Below are 15,730 nucleotides of genomic sequence, written 5' to 3' on the forward strand. Positions count from 1 at the left end.
CTCACCATGACGACCCAAAACACCCAGTCCCTCGCGCTACCCGCACCGGTCAGTTTCTGGCAAGCCTTCGCCTTCTGGCTCAAGCTGGGATTCATTAGCTTTGGCGGCCCGGCCGGGCAGATCGCCATCATGCATGCCGAGTTAGTCGAGCGGCGCCATTGGATCAGCGAAAAGCGCTTTCTGCATGCGCTGAACTACTGCATGCTGCTGCCTGGGCCAGAGGCACAGCAACTCGCCACCTATATCGGCTGGCTGATGCACCGCACGCGCGGCGGCATCGTCGCCGGTGCCTTGTTCGTGCTGCCCTCGCTGTTCATCCTGATCGCGCTGTCCTGGATCTATATGCGCTTTGGTGAGCTGCCTGTCGTGGCCGGCATCTTTTACGGCCTCAAGCCCGCCGTCACCGCGCTGGTGCTGCATGCAGCGCACCGCATCGGCGGCCGAGCGCTGAAAAACCGCTGGATGTGGGGCATTGCCGCGCTGGCGTTTGTGGCGGTCTTTGCCTTCGACGCGCCCTTCCCGGTCATCGTGCTGGTGGCCGCCCTGATCGGCGGCGCGGGGGCTCGCTGGGCGCCCCAGGTATTTGCGCTCGGCGGTGGCCATGCTGCCGCCAAGACCGGCTACGGCCCGGCGCTGATTGACGACGACACGCCTACACCGGTGCATGCGCAATTCACCGGCAGCCGCCTGATTCGGGTGTTAGCCATCGGTGCGAGCCTATGGCTGACCGGCATGGGCTGGCTTTTGCTGACGCAAGGTCTGGACGGCTTGCTGACGCAGATGGGCTGGTTCTTTACCAAGGCCGCGCTACTGACCTTTGGCGGCGCCTACGCCGTGCTGCCCTATGTCTATCAGGGCGCGGTTGAGCAATTCCAATGGTTGAGCGCCACGCAAATGATCGACGGCCTGGCGCTGGGCGAGACGACGCCCGGCCCGCTGATCATGGTGCTCGCTTTTGTCGGCTTTGTCGGCGCCTGGCTGCAGCCGGTATTCGGCGCCGACAGCTTGTTTTTGTCGGGCGCCGTGGCGGCCACCGTCGTCACCTACTTCACCTTTTTGCCGTCCTTCGTTTTCATCCTTGCCGGCGGGCCGTTGGTCGAAGCCACCCATGGCAAGCTCGGCTTTACCGCGCCGCTGTCGGCCATCACGGCGGCGGTGGTCGGCGTCATCGTCAACTTGGCCTTGTTCTTTGCCTACCATGTGCTCTGGCCCAAGGGATTTAGCGGCCCCTTCGACGCGATGTCGGCGCTGATCGCGTTGGCCGCCATGCTGGCACTGTTTCGCTTCAAGCTTGGCGTGCTGCCCTTGCTGGGCGCCTGCGCGGCGCTGGGTTTGGCTGCGACGGCCTTAACGTAGATTACTCAACGAAAACTCGGCCGAACGCAGCTCGTCGCGCTTGCGGCGCAGGCGGCGATCGGTCTCGCTGAGGTCGTTGCGAATATCACGGCGCTCGTCGTCGATCGCTTTGCGAATCGCCTTGCGCTGCTCATCGGTCGTCGCATCCGCCAGGCGCTTTTCCTCGCTGCGGTTGACATCGCGCAGCCGGCGCTCGAGGTTTTCAATCCGCCCGTCCAGGCTAGACACCTCGTTGCGCAAATCCCAGACATAGCGTGCTGATTCATAACGCTGCAAAAATTCGGCATGTGTTTCAGGCGGGCAAACACCGCCATAAAAGCCGCCACTCAGGCCGACACGCAAGGCGTTATCAGGGCGGCAGTAGCTGAGCAAACCTTGATCTCGCCCTTTTTGATAGGCCTGGGTGTCGACGCTGACGCCGACCTTGGCGCAATCAGCGGCCCGGTCACTGAGTTGCCCCAAGGTTCGACCGTCCATGCCGTCTCGCTGACCAATCTGCCCCCAGTCGGCGACCTTGCATTCCTCGGGCGACATGGTCGCGCAGGAAGTCAGCAACAGACCGAACAATGGGGCCAGGGCCAAGCGCCCGAACGTTGTCAACATAAGCAGCTCCTGATGTAAATATCTGCTTTTCAATTTTAGGGTGCGCTGGCTTCTCAAACAGCCGCTCACGGCGCCAAGTCAAAGCGATGGCTCAATCGAAATGCCTGGCCCGCCTCGCGCTGCTCAAAGATGCAGATCGAATCGCAGCGCAGCGGCTGCGCCAGCGCCGGCGCGAACAGGGCCTGCAAGCGCGCCAGCAGCGCCTCGGCCTGCGGGCTTGCTTGCGGGCCTTGTTGTGCCTGCTGCTCAAAAACAGAGTTAGTCAGCGTCATGTGAAAACGCCAGCGCTGTAGCACATGCGGATAGCCCCAGCACTGCATGAGAGCCTCTTGCTCAGCGTCCAGCCCGACCGATCTGCGCTTGAGCAGCTCGGCCTCGGCGGGTGGCCGGCGAAAACCGTCCAGCTCGCTGACGCAGGCATCCGCCAGGCGCCACAGCGGATGCGCGGGCGCAATCTGGGGCTGCGGCCGCAAAGCCACGAAGCCCTGCAGCCTCGCCACCCGCAAGACCGGCATGTCGAAAGCGCGATGAGCCCAGGCCAGGCGCTGGGTTGCCCGCAGCAACTCGGCCTCGCTGCAACCCTCCGCCAATCTGAACGGCGGCTTCAGCGTCGCGTGAAAACCATACAGCGCCGGCTCGCTGATCGGTGCGACGGATGGGTCCTGTGACAGCCATTGCTCGCCCAGCTGCGCCAGCGCATGCGCGGGCTCGGGCGCCCAATAAATGGCATAACGAAGCGGGCTTGCGGGTCCGGCGTTCATGGCCGCTCCCAGCCGTCCGGCCCGACCGTCAGCTGCACCGCATCGGCCGCGAACAAGGTATGGCCCGCCTCGACGGGCTGGCCGGCCGCGTCCACATTGCTGTAGTCCACCACCAGCACCGGCTGAGTGACCGGGCGGGCCAAGGCATCGGCTTCTTCTTGGCTGGGCAGGCGGGCGGAGATGACGCTGCGCGCGCGGGTGTAATCGGCCACGCCCAGTTCGGCCAGGGCGGCGGTGATGCTGCCCAGTCTTGCGAAGGCTTCGGCCATAGCCCCCAAGCGCGGCAGCGGGTAGGCGGCGCAGCTCAGGCTGACCGGGCGGCCGCGCACCAAGGCGCGTGTGCTCATCTGCAGCACCAGCGTGCGCGGGTTAACTCGCAGCCCACTGGCCCAGCGGCTGCCGGCGGCGCATTCTTGCTGAGCCAGCAGTTCACGCTTGCCCTGCTCGCCGGCCTCGGCCAGGTTCTCACTCATGCGGGTGCGGCGCTGCAAGGCATAGTCCAGCACCAGCTCGCGCACAAAGGTGCCGCTGCCATGGCGCACCTGCACAAAACCTTCGCGTGCCAGCGCCTGCATCGCCTGGCGCAGCGTGTGACGGTTGACCTGGAATCGCTCGGCCAAGGCGGATTCATTCGGCAAGCGTGAGCCGGGCGCAAAAACGCCTTGCACAATCTCGGCGCGCAGCGCCGCCGCAATGGCTTCCCAACGCTTGCTCAGCGGCGCGGCAGCCGGGCTGGGCGCCAAGAACTCGGGCTCTTCATTCAACATGATTTGATTTGGTCAAGAAACTGTCACCGGCCGCTGTGATACTGGGCGCATCTTAAAGTCGTCTAGATGACATCCTCATGAACTCCTCCGCCGAATTGCCGCCCAGCGCTCGCCAACAATGGCTATCCGTGCTGGCCCATGCGCCACGCGAAAGTCTGCAACAACTGCTTTGCCCCTTGATGACAGGCTTGCAATTCGAGCCGCTGCGCACGCCGGAGGTCGGCCTGACCATGTTGCGTGGGCGCGCCGGCAACAGCGGCGAGCGCTTCAATCTGGGCGAGGCCACGCTGACCCGCTGCGTCTTGCGCTTCAAGGGCGAGGAAGCCGCCAGCGTCGGCGTGGCTTATGTGCTGGGCCGCGACATCGAGCGCGCGAGCTGGGTGGCGCAGGCCGATGCCTTGTTGCAGCAGCCGGCTTGGGGCGAGCGCCTGCAGGCCGAAGTGATTGCGCCGCTGCGGGCCGTGACGCAGGCAAGGCGCGCTCAGCAGGCAGGCCAAACGGCGGCCAGCCGCGTGCAGTTCTACACCTTGCAGGCGGAGACGATGCCATGAACCTAGCCAACCATTTAGACGGCAACCATGACCTGGCCGCCATGAAGCGCGGCTTCACCGAGCCGGTGTTCGGCGCGCAGCAGGTGTTCAGGCAGCTGCTCGATGCGATGGCGCTGCCCGGCCGGGTGCATGAGCTGGCGGCGGTCGACAGCGGCGTGCAACTGCCCACCAAGGCCTTCGGCCTGGCCATGACGCTGAGCCTGTTGACGCTGCTGGACGCGGAAAGCCCGCTCCATCTGGCCGCAGAGTTAGGCAGCAAGGCCGCCGCGGCCTATTTCCGCTTTCACTGCGGCGCCAAGCTGGCCGAGCCGGGGCTCGCCCAGTTCACCGCCGTCCAGGCGGCCGATCTTGCCACCCCAAATCTCGGCACCCCAATCTGGCAGGCGCTGCCGCTGGGCAGCGATGAGCAGCCCCAGCTTGGCGGCACGCTCTTGCTGGAAGTTAGCGGGCTGGATGAAAAACAAGCGCTGGCCGGCGCGGCCCTGCTGACGCTGCGCGGGCCTGGCATTGCCAGCGAGCAGACGCTGGCGGTGCAAGGGCTGCCGCCCGAGTTCTGGCGCTGGCGCCAAGCCTTGTTGCCCGCCTTCCCGCGCGGCATCGAGCTGATGCTTTGCTGCGGCTCGCGCTTGGCGGCAATTCCCCGTTCCACCCTGATCACGCTGGAGAGCTGAGGCCATGTATATCGCAGTCAAGGGTGGCGAGCCAGCCATCAAAGCCTCGCGCGACCTGCTGGCCGCCGCGCGCCGGGGCGACCTGAATCTGCCCGCCATCGGCGTGGCGCAGGTGCGCGAGCAAATGGCTTTGCTGGTCGGGCGGGTGATGGCCGAAGCCTCGCTCTACGACCCCGATTTGGCCGCCTTGGCCTTGGTGCAGGCGCAGGGCGACGCGATCGAGGCGGCGTTCTTGCTGCGCGCCTACCGCAGCACCTTGCCGCGCCTGGCCTTCAGCGCGCCGCTCAATTGCGACGCGATGCGCCCAGAGCGCCGCATCTCGGCCATCTTCAAGGATCTGCCCGGCGGCCAAGTCCTGGGGCCGACCTATGACTACACCCAGCGCCTGCTCGACTTCGGCTTGCTGCGCGGCGATGCGCCTGCCAGCGCGCCGCCCTGCGACGCGCTGGCCGAGGCGCCGAGCCTGATCGTCAATGCGCTGGACGAACTATCTGCCCAAGGCCTGATCGAGCCCGCCTTGCCGCCCGACGGCGACCCCGAACCACTGGACATCACCCGCGACCCGCCGCGCTACCCGCTGCCGCGCTGCGGCCGCCTGCAAATGCTGGCACGCGCCGACGAGGGCTGGGTCTTGGGCCTGGCCTATTCGACCCAGCGCGGCTACGCTTTTACGCACCCCTTTGCCGGCGACATCCGCTTCGGCGCGGTGGCCGTGTCCTTGCAGCCGGACGAGCTGGACTTCGAGATCGAGGTCGGCGAGATCGAGCTGACCGAATGCCAGATGCTGAACCAGTTTGTCGGCAACGACGGCGCGCCGCCGCAGTTCACGCGCGGCTACGGCCTGGTGTTCGGCCATGGCGAGCGCAAGGCGATGGCGATGTCGCTGCTGGACCGCGCGCTGCGCGCCGATGAATTCGGCGAGCAGATCAGCAGCCCGGCACAGCAACAAGAGTTCGCGCTGCCGCAGGGCGACAGCGTCGAGGCCTCGGGCTTCGTCCAGCATCTCAAATTGCCCCATTACGTGACCTTCGAGTCCGAGCTGCAGCTGATACGCCAACTGCGCCAGGAGCGCAGCGACAGACTCAAAACGGAGCAGCCATGAGCCCATCCATGCCGCAAACCGCCGAAGGCTATAACTTCGCCTATCTGGATGAGCGCAGCAAGCGCATGATCCGCCGCGCCTTGTTGAAGGCGGTGGCCATCCCCGGCCACCAGGTGCCATTCGGCTCGCGCGAGATGCCGCTGGCCTATGGATGGGGCACCGGCGGCATCCAGGTCACCGCCGCCGTGATCGGCGCGGCCGATGTCTTGAAGGTCATCGACCAAGGCAGCGACGACACCACCAACGCCGTCAATATCCGCGACTTCTTCGCCCGCACGACCGGCGTGGCCACCACCACCCGCACCGTAGACGCGACGCTGATCCAGACCCGCCACCGCATCCCCGAGGCGCCGCTGCGCGAGGGTCAGGTCTTGGTCTACCAGGTGCCGCAGCCCGAGCCCTTGTACCGGCTGGAGCCGAACCGGGCCGAATGCGAGAGCCTGCACGCGGCCGAGGAATATGGGCTGATGAATGTGAAGCTGTACGAAGACATCGCGCAATGGGGCCGGGTCGAGACGGCCTATGACTACCCGGTCCTGGTGAATGGCCGTTATGTGATGGCGCCCAGCCCGATCCCCGCCTTTGACAACCCCAAGATGGACCGGATGCCCGCGCTGCAGCTGTTTGGCGCCGGGCGCGAAAAGCGCCTCTATGCCGTGCCGCCCTACACCTCGGTGCGCAGCCTCGATTTTGAGGACCATCCCTTTGAAGTGAAGCCGCATAGCCAGGCCTGCGAACTCTGCGGCTGCACGACCAGCTTTCTCGACGAGGTGGTGCAAGGCGGCGGGCAAACGCTGTGGACCTGCTCGGACAGCGACTGGTGCGCCGCGCAACTGGAGCGAAAGAACAACGATGAATGATCATCCGATAGCCATTCGCGACGCGCAGCTCGGCGACCTGCCGGCCTTGTTGGCGCTCTATCAAAGCAGCGGCCTGGACGAGCCGCAGCCGATGTCGGCAACGGCGCTGGCGCAGGTTGAACAGGCTTGGCTGCAACTGCAGGCGATGCCCTTGGCGCGGGTGCGCGTGGCCCAAGCCGGTGAACGCCTGGTCGGCACGCTGACGCTGTTCATTCTGCCCATGCTTTCGCATCAGGGCACACCCTCGGCGGTGATTGAGAGCGTCGGCGTCGCCGCGGATCTGCAGGGTCTCGGCCTGGGCCGCGCGCTGGTAGAAGACGCCATGGCCCTGGCGGCGGCGGCCGGCTGCTACAAACTCGCGCTGTCATCCAATTTGCGCCGCGCCCAAGCCCATGCCTTTTATGAGCAACTCGGCTTTGCCCAGCATGGCAAGAGTTTCCAGATTGAGATGAAGACATGAGCATCAGTCAGACCCCAGTTCAGCCGCTACTGCAAGTCAGCGGCCTAACGCATCAATTCAACGCCGCCGGGCAGACCCGTGCGGCCGTCAGCGAGGCCTCGCTGAGCCTATTCCCCGGTGAGGTGGTGGCGATTGTGGGCGAGTCCGGCTCGGGCAAAAGCACGCTTCTGAACTGCATTGCCGCCCGCCTGCAACCGGCCGCCGGCCAAGTGCTGTACCGCACGGCCGCGGATGAAGTGGTCGATGTGCACCGCATCAGCGAGCGCCAGCGCCGCCTGCTGGCACGCACCGAATGGGGCTTTGTCGAGCAGCATGCGGCCGACGGCCTGCGCATGAATGTCAGCGCCGGCGCCAATATCGGCGAGCGCCTGATGGGCGCCGGCCTGCGCCATTACGGTCAGCTGCGCACCACCGGCGAGGACTGGATGAGTCGGGTCGAACTCGACCCGCTGCGCATCGACGACTCGCCGCGCGGCTTCTCCGGCGGCATGCGCCAGCGCCTGCAAATTGCCCGCAATCTGGTCACCAAGCCGCGCCTGGTCCTGATGGACGAGCCGACCTCGGGGCTGGATGTGTCGGTGCAGGCCAAGCTGCTGGACCTGATCCGGCTGCTGGTCGCGCGCATGCATCTGTCGGCGCTTATCGTCACCCATGACCTCGGCGTGGCGCGCCTGCTCGCGCACCGCACGCTGGTGATGCGCGAGGGCCGCATCGTCGAAGAAGGTCTGACCGACCGCGTGCTCGATGACCCTCAGCATCCCTACACCCAGCTGCTGGTCGCCTCGGTGGTGGCGCCATGATGATGATGAAGTCAATAATGCCGGTTTTGAGCGTGCAAGATGTGCGCAAGCATTTCACGCTGCATCTGCGCAGCGGCCAGGCCCTGCCGGTCTTGCACGGCGTCTCGCTCGACGTTCATGCGGGCGAATGCGTGGCCCTGGTGGGTGCCTCGGGCCAGGGCAAATCGACCTTGATCAAATGCCTGTACGGCAGCTACGGTGTCGACAGCGGCCGCATCCTGTTTGCCAGCGAACAGGGCGGCGCGCCCGTCGATCTGGCGCAGGCCCAGGCTCAGCAGGTGCTGGATCTGCGCCGACGCGAGCTGGCCTATGTCAGCCAGTTCTTGCGTGCGCTGCCGCGTGTCGGTGCGCTCGATGTGGTGGCTGAGCGGCTGCTGCAGGCCGACCCCTTGCTGCTGTCCGGTCAAGTCGACGATGCCGGCTGGCAAGCCGCGCAACTGACCGCGCGGGCGCGGGTTGCCGAGCTGTTCGCGCGCCTGAATCTGCCAGAGGCGATTTGGGATTTGCCACCGGCCACCTTCTCCGGCGGCGAGCAGCAGCGCGTCAATATCGCGCGCGGCTTTGTGCAGCCGGCGCGCCTACTCTTGTTGGACGAACCGACCGCCTCGCTGGATGCGATGAACCGCCGCGTCGTGATTGAGATGATTGCGGCGGCCAAGGCGGCCGGCACCGCCATCGTCGGCATCTTCCACGATGAAGAAGTGCGCGAAGCGGTGGCCAGCCGCTGCGTCGCCCTGCCGCCCGCCGCTCAGCCAGAGAGAATCCTTGTATGAAGAATGACCTGTTGTTGACGAATGCGCAGCTGGTGCTGGGCAAGGAAGTGATCGTCGGCCACCTGCGCGTGCAGGACGGCGTGATCACCGAGATCGGTCAAGGCGGCAGCGCGGCGGCGGGCGCTATCGACATGGGCGGCGACTTTGTGCTGCCGGGCCTGGTCGAGGTGCATACCGACAATCTTGAGCGGCATGTGATGCCCAGGCCCAAGGTTTTTTTTCCGATGCTGGGTGCCGTGCAAGCGCATGACGCCGAGATCGCCTCGGCCGGCATCACCACGGTGCTGGACGCGATCGGCGTCGGCGACCCTTATGGCGACGGCTTTCGTGCCCGCGATCAAAGTGCCTTGTTGAACGTGCTGGATCAAATGCAGGCGGCCGGTGTGTTGAAGGCCGATCACCTGATCCATGTGCGCTGCGAGCTGCCGGCACCGAATGCGCGCGAGCTGTTCGAGCCCTTTGCAAGGCACCCGCGTCTGCGCCTGATTTCGCTGATGGACCACACGCCGGGCCAGCGCCAATGGACCAATCTAGCCCATGCCAAGACCTATTACACCGGCAAGAAAGGCTGGAGCGATGCGGTCTGGGACCGGGAGGTGAGCATTGCGCCGCAGCGCCAGGCCGAGCATGCGGAGCCGAATCGCGCCTGGTTTGCCGACTTTGCGCGCACCCATTCGGTCGCCTTGGCCACGCATGACGACACGACGCTGGCCCATGTGGACGAGGCTTTGGGGCTGGGTGCCGGCATGAGCGAATTCCCGACCACCTTGGCCGCCGCGCAGCATGCGCATGGGCTCGGCCTGTGCACGGTGGCGGGGGCGCCGAATGTGCTGCGCGGTGGTTCGCATTCGGGCAATGTCTCGGCGCTGGATCTGGCCCGCGCCGGTGTGCTGGATGCACTAAGTTCGGACTATGTGCCGTCCAGTCTTTTGCAATCGGCCTGGCTGTTGCGGCGCGATGCGGGTTTCAGCCTGCCCGAGGCACTGGCGGTCGTCAGCCGGAGGCCGGCCTTGGCTTGTGGGCTAAGCGACCGTGGGGAAATTGGGTTAGGGCTGCGGGGGGATTTGCTGCGGGTGCGGGAGGTGGCGGGGCAGCCGGTGGTTTGTGAGGTGTTTGTGCAGGGGCGGCGGGTGGCTTGAGTCAGGCGGGTGCCCGCGACGGGAGCCTGTCTGAACTTCACGCGGCTAGGCCGTTTACGAAACGCATGATGGCCGGTGAGTTGCCGGGAGTTCGCCCCGGCGGGCGACCCTCTTTCTTGTGCGCACAAGAAAGAGGGCAAAGAAAGCGCCCCTGCCGCATGGCCCTGCGGGTCCGCTCAGTGCTCAAATTTGCCGGGCCGCGCCCAACTCACTGCGCTACGCTCCGTTCAAACAAGGGGCGCGAAACCAGTTCTTGAAGTCGCTGCGCGACGCCCGACAAATTCTGCGCTCCTCGCCCATGCAGAAGGGGGATTCCAAAGAACTCGGCTCGCTGCGCGTCGCCTCGATGGGTGCTGCGCTGCGCGCATGCGCCTCGCATGTCGATGCCGCGCCGGTCAAGTCTTGCCCATTCTCTTGGGACCTCGGCGATTGCCGGAAATTAACGATTAAAGACTTGACCCTCGGCTTTTGCTCGGCTTTTTGCCGTAGCGAGTCAGTTTTAAATATGGGTTAGGTTTCTTTACCAAGGTTCGAGAACACTTTTGGCTGTGAACTGCTCTTCAAGGTCAGATAGGTACTGACGGGCAGCCGCTGCATCGAACTTCCACGCTGCGAACTCCCGAATTAACTCTGTGGCGATATCAAAGTCCCTCCAGGGTGGCAGGGACTAGCGCTACAAATCTCAGTGATGCTTATCTAGGGTGATGATGCCGACGCCTAACGAAACTGAGGGGCCGGGGCCAGCTGGCGGAGGTCCACTCAAGCGGTTAGTTACAAATGGCCAATTAGAGCCAAACGAAATTGTGTTGTCACAATTGTGGGATGTTGCCACACTTTTTAAGCGTTAGGCCTGAACTGTGACCCCAGCCCTGCCCTGCCTCAGTGCTGACAAAGAATGCGTCGCCGTAACGTTATAGCCAAGTGGTAGCCGAACTCTTCCGGGGTTCAAGTCTTGAATCGTTAATTTCCGGAAAACGCCGGGAGTCCAAGAAAATGGGCAAGACGTGACCGGCATCGACTCGCGAGGTGCAAGCGCGCAGCGCACGCACCCTTCGAGGCGACGCGCAGCGAGCCGTGTTCTTTGGAATCCCCCTTCTGCATGGGCGAGGAGCGGAGAATTTGCCGGGCGTCGCGCAGCGACTTCAAGAACTGGTTTCGCGCCCCTTGTTTGAACGGAGCGTAGCGCAGTGAGTTGGGCGCGGCCCGGTAAATTTGAGCATCCGAGCGAACCCGCAGGGCCATGCGGCAGGGGCGCTTTCTTTGCCCTCTTTCTTGTGCGCACAAGAAAGAGGGTCGCCCGCCGGGGCGAACTCCCGGCATCGTGGCGCCAAGCAAGATGAACCGAAGGCTAGCTACCCAAGCGCAATTCGTTCAACGCCTAACGACAGCGTCGCCTGTCCCGGCAACTTGGCCTGATCTTCCCATCACCGCAATGAAATCGCATCCTGTGCAACGTAAATTGGCTGGTCAACCCGTGACATGCGAGGTGCTTGCACAGTGCAGGCGAGTGGCATACGACGAATAGCCGCGAGACTTGCGGCTTGGTTCTTCGCCGCTCGCCAAAACAGAAATCAGCCGGGCTTTTCAGCAGATGCTCTGCCACAAGGGAAAGGCCGGCATTGCCGCAAGCCAGGTCGAAAGCTCGCATCCGATGCGAAAAAACCAAGGAAGCACATCGGCGCATACCGTCGCCCGTCCCGCCGGCACCGTTGTTCGTCGGAGTCGCGCGGCCGGCGCATCCGGCCTCCAGCACAGTGCCGGTCAAACGCTGCAGCAACAGCAGCAGCGGCAGCAGCAATAGGCATATACGGAGTCGATGCAATGACCATCAACAGCAAAGCACTGTCAGCAGCAAGGGCCGCAAAATCAAACGGCGCCGCAAGTTCAAAGTCGATCGCCGACAAGGTGTTGAACATGGCGACACGCACCTGGTTTGTGGTCGCCGTGATCGGCCAGTGGGTGTTTTTGACCTACCTCTTGGGCTTCTACACGCCATCAACGCTGAGCGGGAATTTTCAGCTCTGGGCCAAGAATCCCTTGCTGACAAAAGGCTATGTGGCCGGTGACACGGCAGGGAATCTAGCCTTTGCTGCACACGCTTTGCTGGCCGCCATCATCGCGTTTGGCGGCGCGCTGCAACTGATCCCTCAACTACGCAAGGCGGCGCCGGCCTTCCATCGATGGAACGGACGCGCGTTTATGTTGACGGCGCTTTGCCTCAGCATCACCGGGCTGTACATGATCTGGTTTCGCGGCAGCAGCCATGTGTCGATTGCCAATATCGCCATCACGCTGAATGCCTTGCTCATACTCGGTTTCAGCGGGCTCGCCCTACGCTCGGCCATCGGGCATGACATCGCAGCTCATCGCCGGTGGGCGCTGCGCCTGTACCTGGTTTCGAACGCGCAGTGGTTCACGCGTGTCGGCCTATTCGCCTGGCTTGTCGTCAATCAAGGGCCGGTCGGCATGGGCGCCAACTTCGACGGACCAGTCGTCATATTCTGGTCGTTTGGCTGCTACCTTGTTCCTTTGATCGTGCTTGAGCTTTTCCTGCGTACAAAACCGGCTGCGGCCGCTCAGCGCAAATTCATCATGGCATTCACCTTGTTTATTGCGGCTGCATTGGCCGGTATTGGCACCGTCGGCGTTTCGATGTTTTCATGGATTCCTTCGGTCAAGGCGATGCATGATCAGCGAATTTCTATCGCCGACACGCTTTCCGCCACCCTGCTCTCCGGCGGCATCGACCAAGCGCTCATTCAGTATCATGAATTGAAGGCTTCGGCGCCAACCCTCTACAACTTCGATCAAAGTGAGCTGAGAAAATTGGCGAAGAAACTGAGCGCCGATCATCGATTGGATGATGCCATCAGCATATTGCGCCTGAACGTTGAGGCCTATCCGCAATCGGCCAGAGCCTATGCTCGATTGGCCGAGGGCTATTTGGCGGCGGGCAAGCAGGCGGAGGCCCTCATCAACTGTCAACATGCGCTGAAACTCGACCCAAGTGATGATGTCGCGACCGCGCTATTGCATCAGCTGCGCGCAGCTGGATCTTGAGGACTTGGAGCGGGTTCGGCGTCAGGTCTTGCCTATATGTTTGAAACCTGACCCTCACGGCTTGCGCGCGGGGGTGCTGGATGCGCTGAGTTCCGACGATGTGCCGCCCAGCCTGTTGAAATCGGCCTGCTTGTTGCGGCGCGATGCGGGTTTCAGCCTGCCCGAAGCGCTGGCCGTCGTCAGCCGAAGGCCGGCCTTGGCTTGCGGGCTGCAAGACCGTGGAGAAATCGGATTAGGCTTGCGCGGCGACTTTGTCCGCGTGCGCGAGGTCGCCGGCCAGTCGGTGGTGCGCGAGGTGTTTGTACGGGGGCGGCGGGTGGCTTAGTGAGAGCTAGAAAAGTGAGTCGGCCGGCAAGTTGCCTGACCCACCGAGCCTGACCCGCTCAAGCCAGCGCCGGCAACCTCATCATGTAATCAAAGGCGCCGAGCGCCGCCTTGGCGCCGTCGCCGGTAGCGATGATGATCTGCTTGAAAGGCACGGTTGTCGCGTCGCCGGCCGCGAACACGCCGGGCAGCGAGGTTTGACCCTTGGCATCGACGATGATCTCGCCCTGCTTGCTCAGCTCGACCACGCCCTTCAACCACTCGGTATTGGGCACCAGGCCGATCTGCACGAACACGCCTTCCAGTTCGACATGCCTGGCCTCGCCGCTGACCCGGTCGGTGTAGCTCAGGCCATTGAGCTTGCCGGCGGCACCGGTGAACTCGGTCGTTTGGGCATTCACATGGATCGTCACGTTAGGCAGGCTTTTCAGCTTGTTGACCAGGACCGCATCGGCGCGCAGCGCATCGCCAAATTCGACCAGCGTGACATGGGCGACGATGCCGGCCAAATCGATTGCCGCCTCGACACCGGAATTGCCGCCACCGATCACCGCCACCCGCTTGCCCTTGAACAGCGGGCCGTCGCAATGGGGGCAATAGGCAACGCCCTTGTTCTTGTATTCCTGCTCACCGGGCACGCCGACATGGCGCCAACGCGCGCCGGTCGACAAAATCACCGTCCGGGCCTTCAGCGCGCCGCCATTGGCCAACTTGATCTCAACCAAGCCGCCGGGCGTGGCGGCCGGAATCAAGGCCTCGGCGCGCTGCAGATTCATGATCTCGACCTCATATTCCTTGACGTGAGCTTCCAGCGCGGCGGCGAACTTCGGCCCATCGGTTTCCAGCACCGAGACATAGTTCTCTATCGTCATCGTGTCATTGACCTGGCCGCCAAAACGCTCGGCGGCAATGCCGGTGCGAATGCCTTTGCGCGCCGCATACACCGCCGCCGCCGCGCCGGCCGGGCCGCCGCCGACGATCAACATATCGAAGGGCGCTTTCTCGCTCAGCTTGGCGGCGTCACGCGCGGCCGCGCCGGTATCGAGCTTGGCGACGATTTCCTCCACGCTCATCTTGCCGGACGCAAATTCCTTGCCGTTCAGATAGATGCTGGGCACGGCCATGATCTCGCGCTCGTTGACCTCGGCCTGGAACAGCCCGCCGTCAACAACCACCGTCTTGATCTTGGGGTTCAACACCGCCATCAGGCTGAGTGCCTGCACCACATCCGGGCAGTTATGGCAGCTCAGCGACATATAGACCTCGAAGCTGAACTCGCCGTCCAGGCTCTTGATCTGCGCAATCGTCTCGTCCGAGACCTTGGGCGGGTGGCCGCCGACCCACAGCAGGGCCAGCACCAGCGAGGTGAATTCATGGCCCAGCGGGATCGCGGCAAAGCGCAGCTTCATGTCGGAGCCGGTGCGGTTCAGGCTGAAGGACGGGCGGCGCGCATCCCGGCCGTCGGTCTTCAGCGTGATCTTGTCGGACATCGAGGCGATGTCCTGCAGCAGACTCAGAAGCTCGGCCGACTCGGGCCGCTGATCGAGGCTGACTTCGATTTCAAACGGGAGGGTGACGCGCTCCAGATAGGCGTGGAGCTGGGTCTTCAGATGGCTGTCCAACATGGCGGATCCTTTCGTAGGTTTATTCAGGCGTGATGCGTCAAGCCACTCTGAAAAAGCCCGCGAGGATCAGGACACTTTCAGCGTAGCTCGGAGGTATTTACCGAGTAGAGCCCGTGGAACCGGCTTCGCCGGGCCACAGGGCTCGCCCCCTTGAGGGGGAGCGCCGCAGGCGCTCCGGGGGTGGGTCATCAGATCTTGCCAACCAGGTCCAGCGAAGGCGTAATGGTCTTGGCGCCTTCGTTCCACTTGGCAGGGCAGACCTGACCTGGGTGGCTCGCGACATACTGGGCAGCCTTGAGCTTGCGCAGGGTTTCCTTCATGTCGCGGGCGATCGCGTTGTCATGCACTTCGGCGGTCTTGATCTGGCCTTCCGGGTTGATCACGAAGGTGCCGCGCAGCGCCAGGCCTTCTTCTTCGATATGCACGCCGAAAGCGCGGGTCAGCTTGTGGGTTGGGTCACCCACCAGCGGGAACTTGGCCTTGCCCACGGCGGGTGATGTCTCGTGCCAGACCTTGTGCGAGAAATGGGTGTCGGTGGTGACGATATAGATCTCGGCGCCGACCTTTTGGAACTCGCCGTACAGGTCGGCCGCGTCTTCAACTTCGGTCGGGCAGTTGAAGGTGAATGCGGCGGGCATGAACACCAGCACCGACCACTTGCCCTTCAGGCTGGCGTCGGAAACTTCAACGAAATTGCCATTGTGAAAGGCCTCGGTCTTGAAGGGCTGGACTTGCGTATTGATCAGGGACATGACGATTTCCTTGTGGGTTGAAAAACAAAACTAACGAACGAAAGACACGGTAGAAAACTTGCTATGGACGAATCATAAGAGCAAGTGCCGGTTCGCAGTTTTGATAATTCAAATCGCCGTCATTGC

At 63.6% G+C, this 15,730-nt stretch carries 17 protein-coding genes; 12 read left to right on the forward strand and 5 right to left on the reverse strand.

The window, feature by feature from the left end:
- Window positions 1-6 precede the first annotated feature (6 nt).
- The gene (gene chrA, locus LNV07_RS05715; protein ID WP_263570201.1) at window positions 7-1,356 is read left to right on the forward strand and encodes a chromate efflux transporter; all 1,350 of its coding nucleotides are present in this window, start codon (window positions 7-9) and stop codon (window positions 1,354-1,356) included.
- On the opposite strand, the gene LNV07_RS05720 is transcribed toward chrA, so the two are convergent.
- From LNV07_RS05720 to phnF, 3 genes are all read right to left on the reverse strand, one after another.
- A complete protein-coding gene (locus tag LNV07_RS05720; protein WP_263570202.1) occupies window positions 1,348-1,959 on the reverse strand; it encodes a DUF2799 domain-containing protein in 612 nt (203 codons plus the stop codon). The genes chrA and LNV07_RS05720 overlap by 9 nt on opposite strands.
- Before the next feature lie 65 nt (window positions 1,960-2,024).
- Window positions 2,025-2,720: a DUF1045 domain-containing protein gene (locus LNV07_RS05725; protein WP_263570203.1), complete on the reverse strand. Its 696-nt coding sequence runs from the start codon at window positions 2,718-2,720 to the stop codon at window positions 2,025-2,027.
- Window positions 2,717-3,487, reverse strand: coding sequence for a phosphonate metabolism transcriptional regulator PhnF (gene phnF, locus LNV07_RS05730; protein WP_263570204.1), 771 nt, complete (start codon window positions 3,485-3,487; stop codon window positions 2,717-2,719). The genes LNV07_RS05725 and phnF overlap by 4 nt, the downstream gene beginning before the upstream one ends.
- Window positions 3,488-3,564: 77 nt before the next feature.
- Between phnF and phnG the strand changes: the two genes are divergently transcribed.
- From phnG to LNV07_RS05785, 11 genes are all read left to right on the forward strand, one after another.
- Window positions 3,565-4,038 (forward strand): phosphonate C-P lyase system protein PhnG, encoded by a 474-nt coding sequence (phnG, locus tag LNV07_RS05735; RefSeq protein ID WP_263570205.1) that lies wholly within the window; start codon window positions 3,565-3,567, stop codon window positions 4,036-4,038.
- Window positions 4,035-4,709 (forward strand): phosphonate C-P lyase system protein PhnH, encoded by a 675-nt coding sequence (gene phnH / locus LNV07_RS05740; RefSeq protein ID WP_263570206.1) that lies wholly within the window; start codon window positions 4,035-4,037, stop codon window positions 4,707-4,709. The genes phnG and phnH overlap by 4 nt, the downstream gene beginning before the upstream one ends.
- Before the next feature lie 4 nt (window positions 4,710-4,713).
- Window positions 4,714-5,811, forward strand: coding sequence for a carbon-phosphorus lyase complex subunit PhnI (locus LNV07_RS05745; RefSeq protein WP_263570207.1), 1,098 nt, complete (start codon window positions 4,714-4,716; stop codon window positions 5,809-5,811).
- Window positions 5,808-6,671 carry an alpha-D-ribose 1-methylphosphonate 5-phosphate C-P-lyase PhnJ gene (locus tag LNV07_RS05750; RefSeq protein WP_263570208.1) on the forward strand — a complete coding sequence of 288 codons (864 nt, stop codon included), beginning with the start codon at window positions 5,808-5,810 and terminating at the stop codon, window positions 6,669-6,671. The genes LNV07_RS05745 and LNV07_RS05750 overlap by 4 nt, the downstream gene beginning before the upstream one ends.
- Window positions 6,664-7,131, forward strand: coding sequence for a GNAT family N-acetyltransferase (locus tag LNV07_RS05755; protein WP_263570209.1), 468 nt, complete (start codon window positions 6,664-6,666; stop codon window positions 7,129-7,131). The genes LNV07_RS05750 and LNV07_RS05755 overlap by 8 nt, the downstream gene beginning before the upstream one ends.
- Window positions 7,128-7,931 (forward strand): phosphonate C-P lyase system protein PhnK, encoded by an 804-nt coding sequence (phnK, locus tag LNV07_RS05760; protein ID WP_263570210.1) that lies wholly within the window; start codon window positions 7,128-7,130, stop codon window positions 7,929-7,931. Before LNV07_RS05755 ends, phnK begins: the two co-directional genes overlap by 4 nt.
- Window positions 7,932-7,936: 5 nt before the next feature.
- Window positions 7,937-8,704: a phosphonate C-P lyase system protein PhnL gene (phnL, locus tag LNV07_RS05765; protein ID WP_458296241.1), complete on the forward strand. Its 768-nt coding sequence runs from the start codon at window positions 7,937-7,939 to the stop codon at window positions 8,702-8,704.
- On the forward strand, window positions 8,701-9,843 hold the full coding sequence (locus LNV07_RS05770; RefSeq protein WP_263570212.1) for an alpha-D-ribose 1-methylphosphonate 5-triphosphate diphosphatase: 1,143 nt from the start codon (window positions 8,701-8,703) through the stop codon (window positions 9,841-9,843). The genes phnL and LNV07_RS05770 overlap by 4 nt, the downstream gene beginning before the upstream one ends.
- Before the next feature lie 253 nt (window positions 9,844-10,096).
- Window positions 10,097-10,357, forward strand: coding sequence for a hypothetical protein (locus LNV07_RS05775; protein ID WP_263570213.1), 261 nt, complete (start codon window positions 10,097-10,099; stop codon window positions 10,355-10,357).
- 1,307 nt (window positions 10,358-11,664) lie between these two features.
- Entirely contained in the window at window positions 11,665-12,903 is a 1,239-nt protein-coding gene (locus tag LNV07_RS05780) for a DUF2306 domain-containing protein (RefSeq protein ID WP_263570214.1), read from the forward strand.
- 40 nt (window positions 12,904-12,943) lie between these two features.
- Window positions 12,944-13,228, forward strand: coding sequence for an amidohydrolase family protein (locus LNV07_RS05785; RefSeq protein ID WP_263570215.1), 285 nt, complete (start codon window positions 12,944-12,946; stop codon window positions 13,226-13,228).
- A gap of 58 nt (window positions 13,229-13,286) precedes the next feature.
- Here the strand turns inward: LNV07_RS05785 and ahpF are convergent, their stop codons facing one another.
- Both ahpF and ahpC read right to left on the reverse strand, forming a co-directional pair.
- Window positions 13,287-14,852 carry an alkyl hydroperoxide reductase subunit F gene (gene ahpF / locus LNV07_RS05790; RefSeq protein WP_263570216.1) on the reverse strand — a complete coding sequence of 522 codons (1,566 nt, stop codon included), beginning with the start codon at window positions 14,850-14,852 and terminating at the stop codon, window positions 13,287-13,289.
- A 188-nt stretch (window positions 14,853-15,040) separates the two neighbouring features.
- Window positions 15,041-15,604 carry an alkyl hydroperoxide reductase subunit C gene (gene ahpC / locus LNV07_RS05795; RefSeq protein ID WP_263570217.1) on the reverse strand — a complete coding sequence of 188 codons (564 nt, stop codon included), beginning with the start codon at window positions 15,602-15,604 and terminating at the stop codon, window positions 15,041-15,043.
- Window positions 15,605-15,730 lie beyond the last annotated feature (126 nt).

The sequence above is a fragment of the Roseateles oligotrophus genome, from assembly GCF_025717515.1.
Taxonomy (GTDB): domain Bacteria; phylum Pseudomonadota; class Gammaproteobacteria; order Burkholderiales; family Burkholderiaceae_C; genus Paucibacter_A; species Paucibacter_A oligotrophus.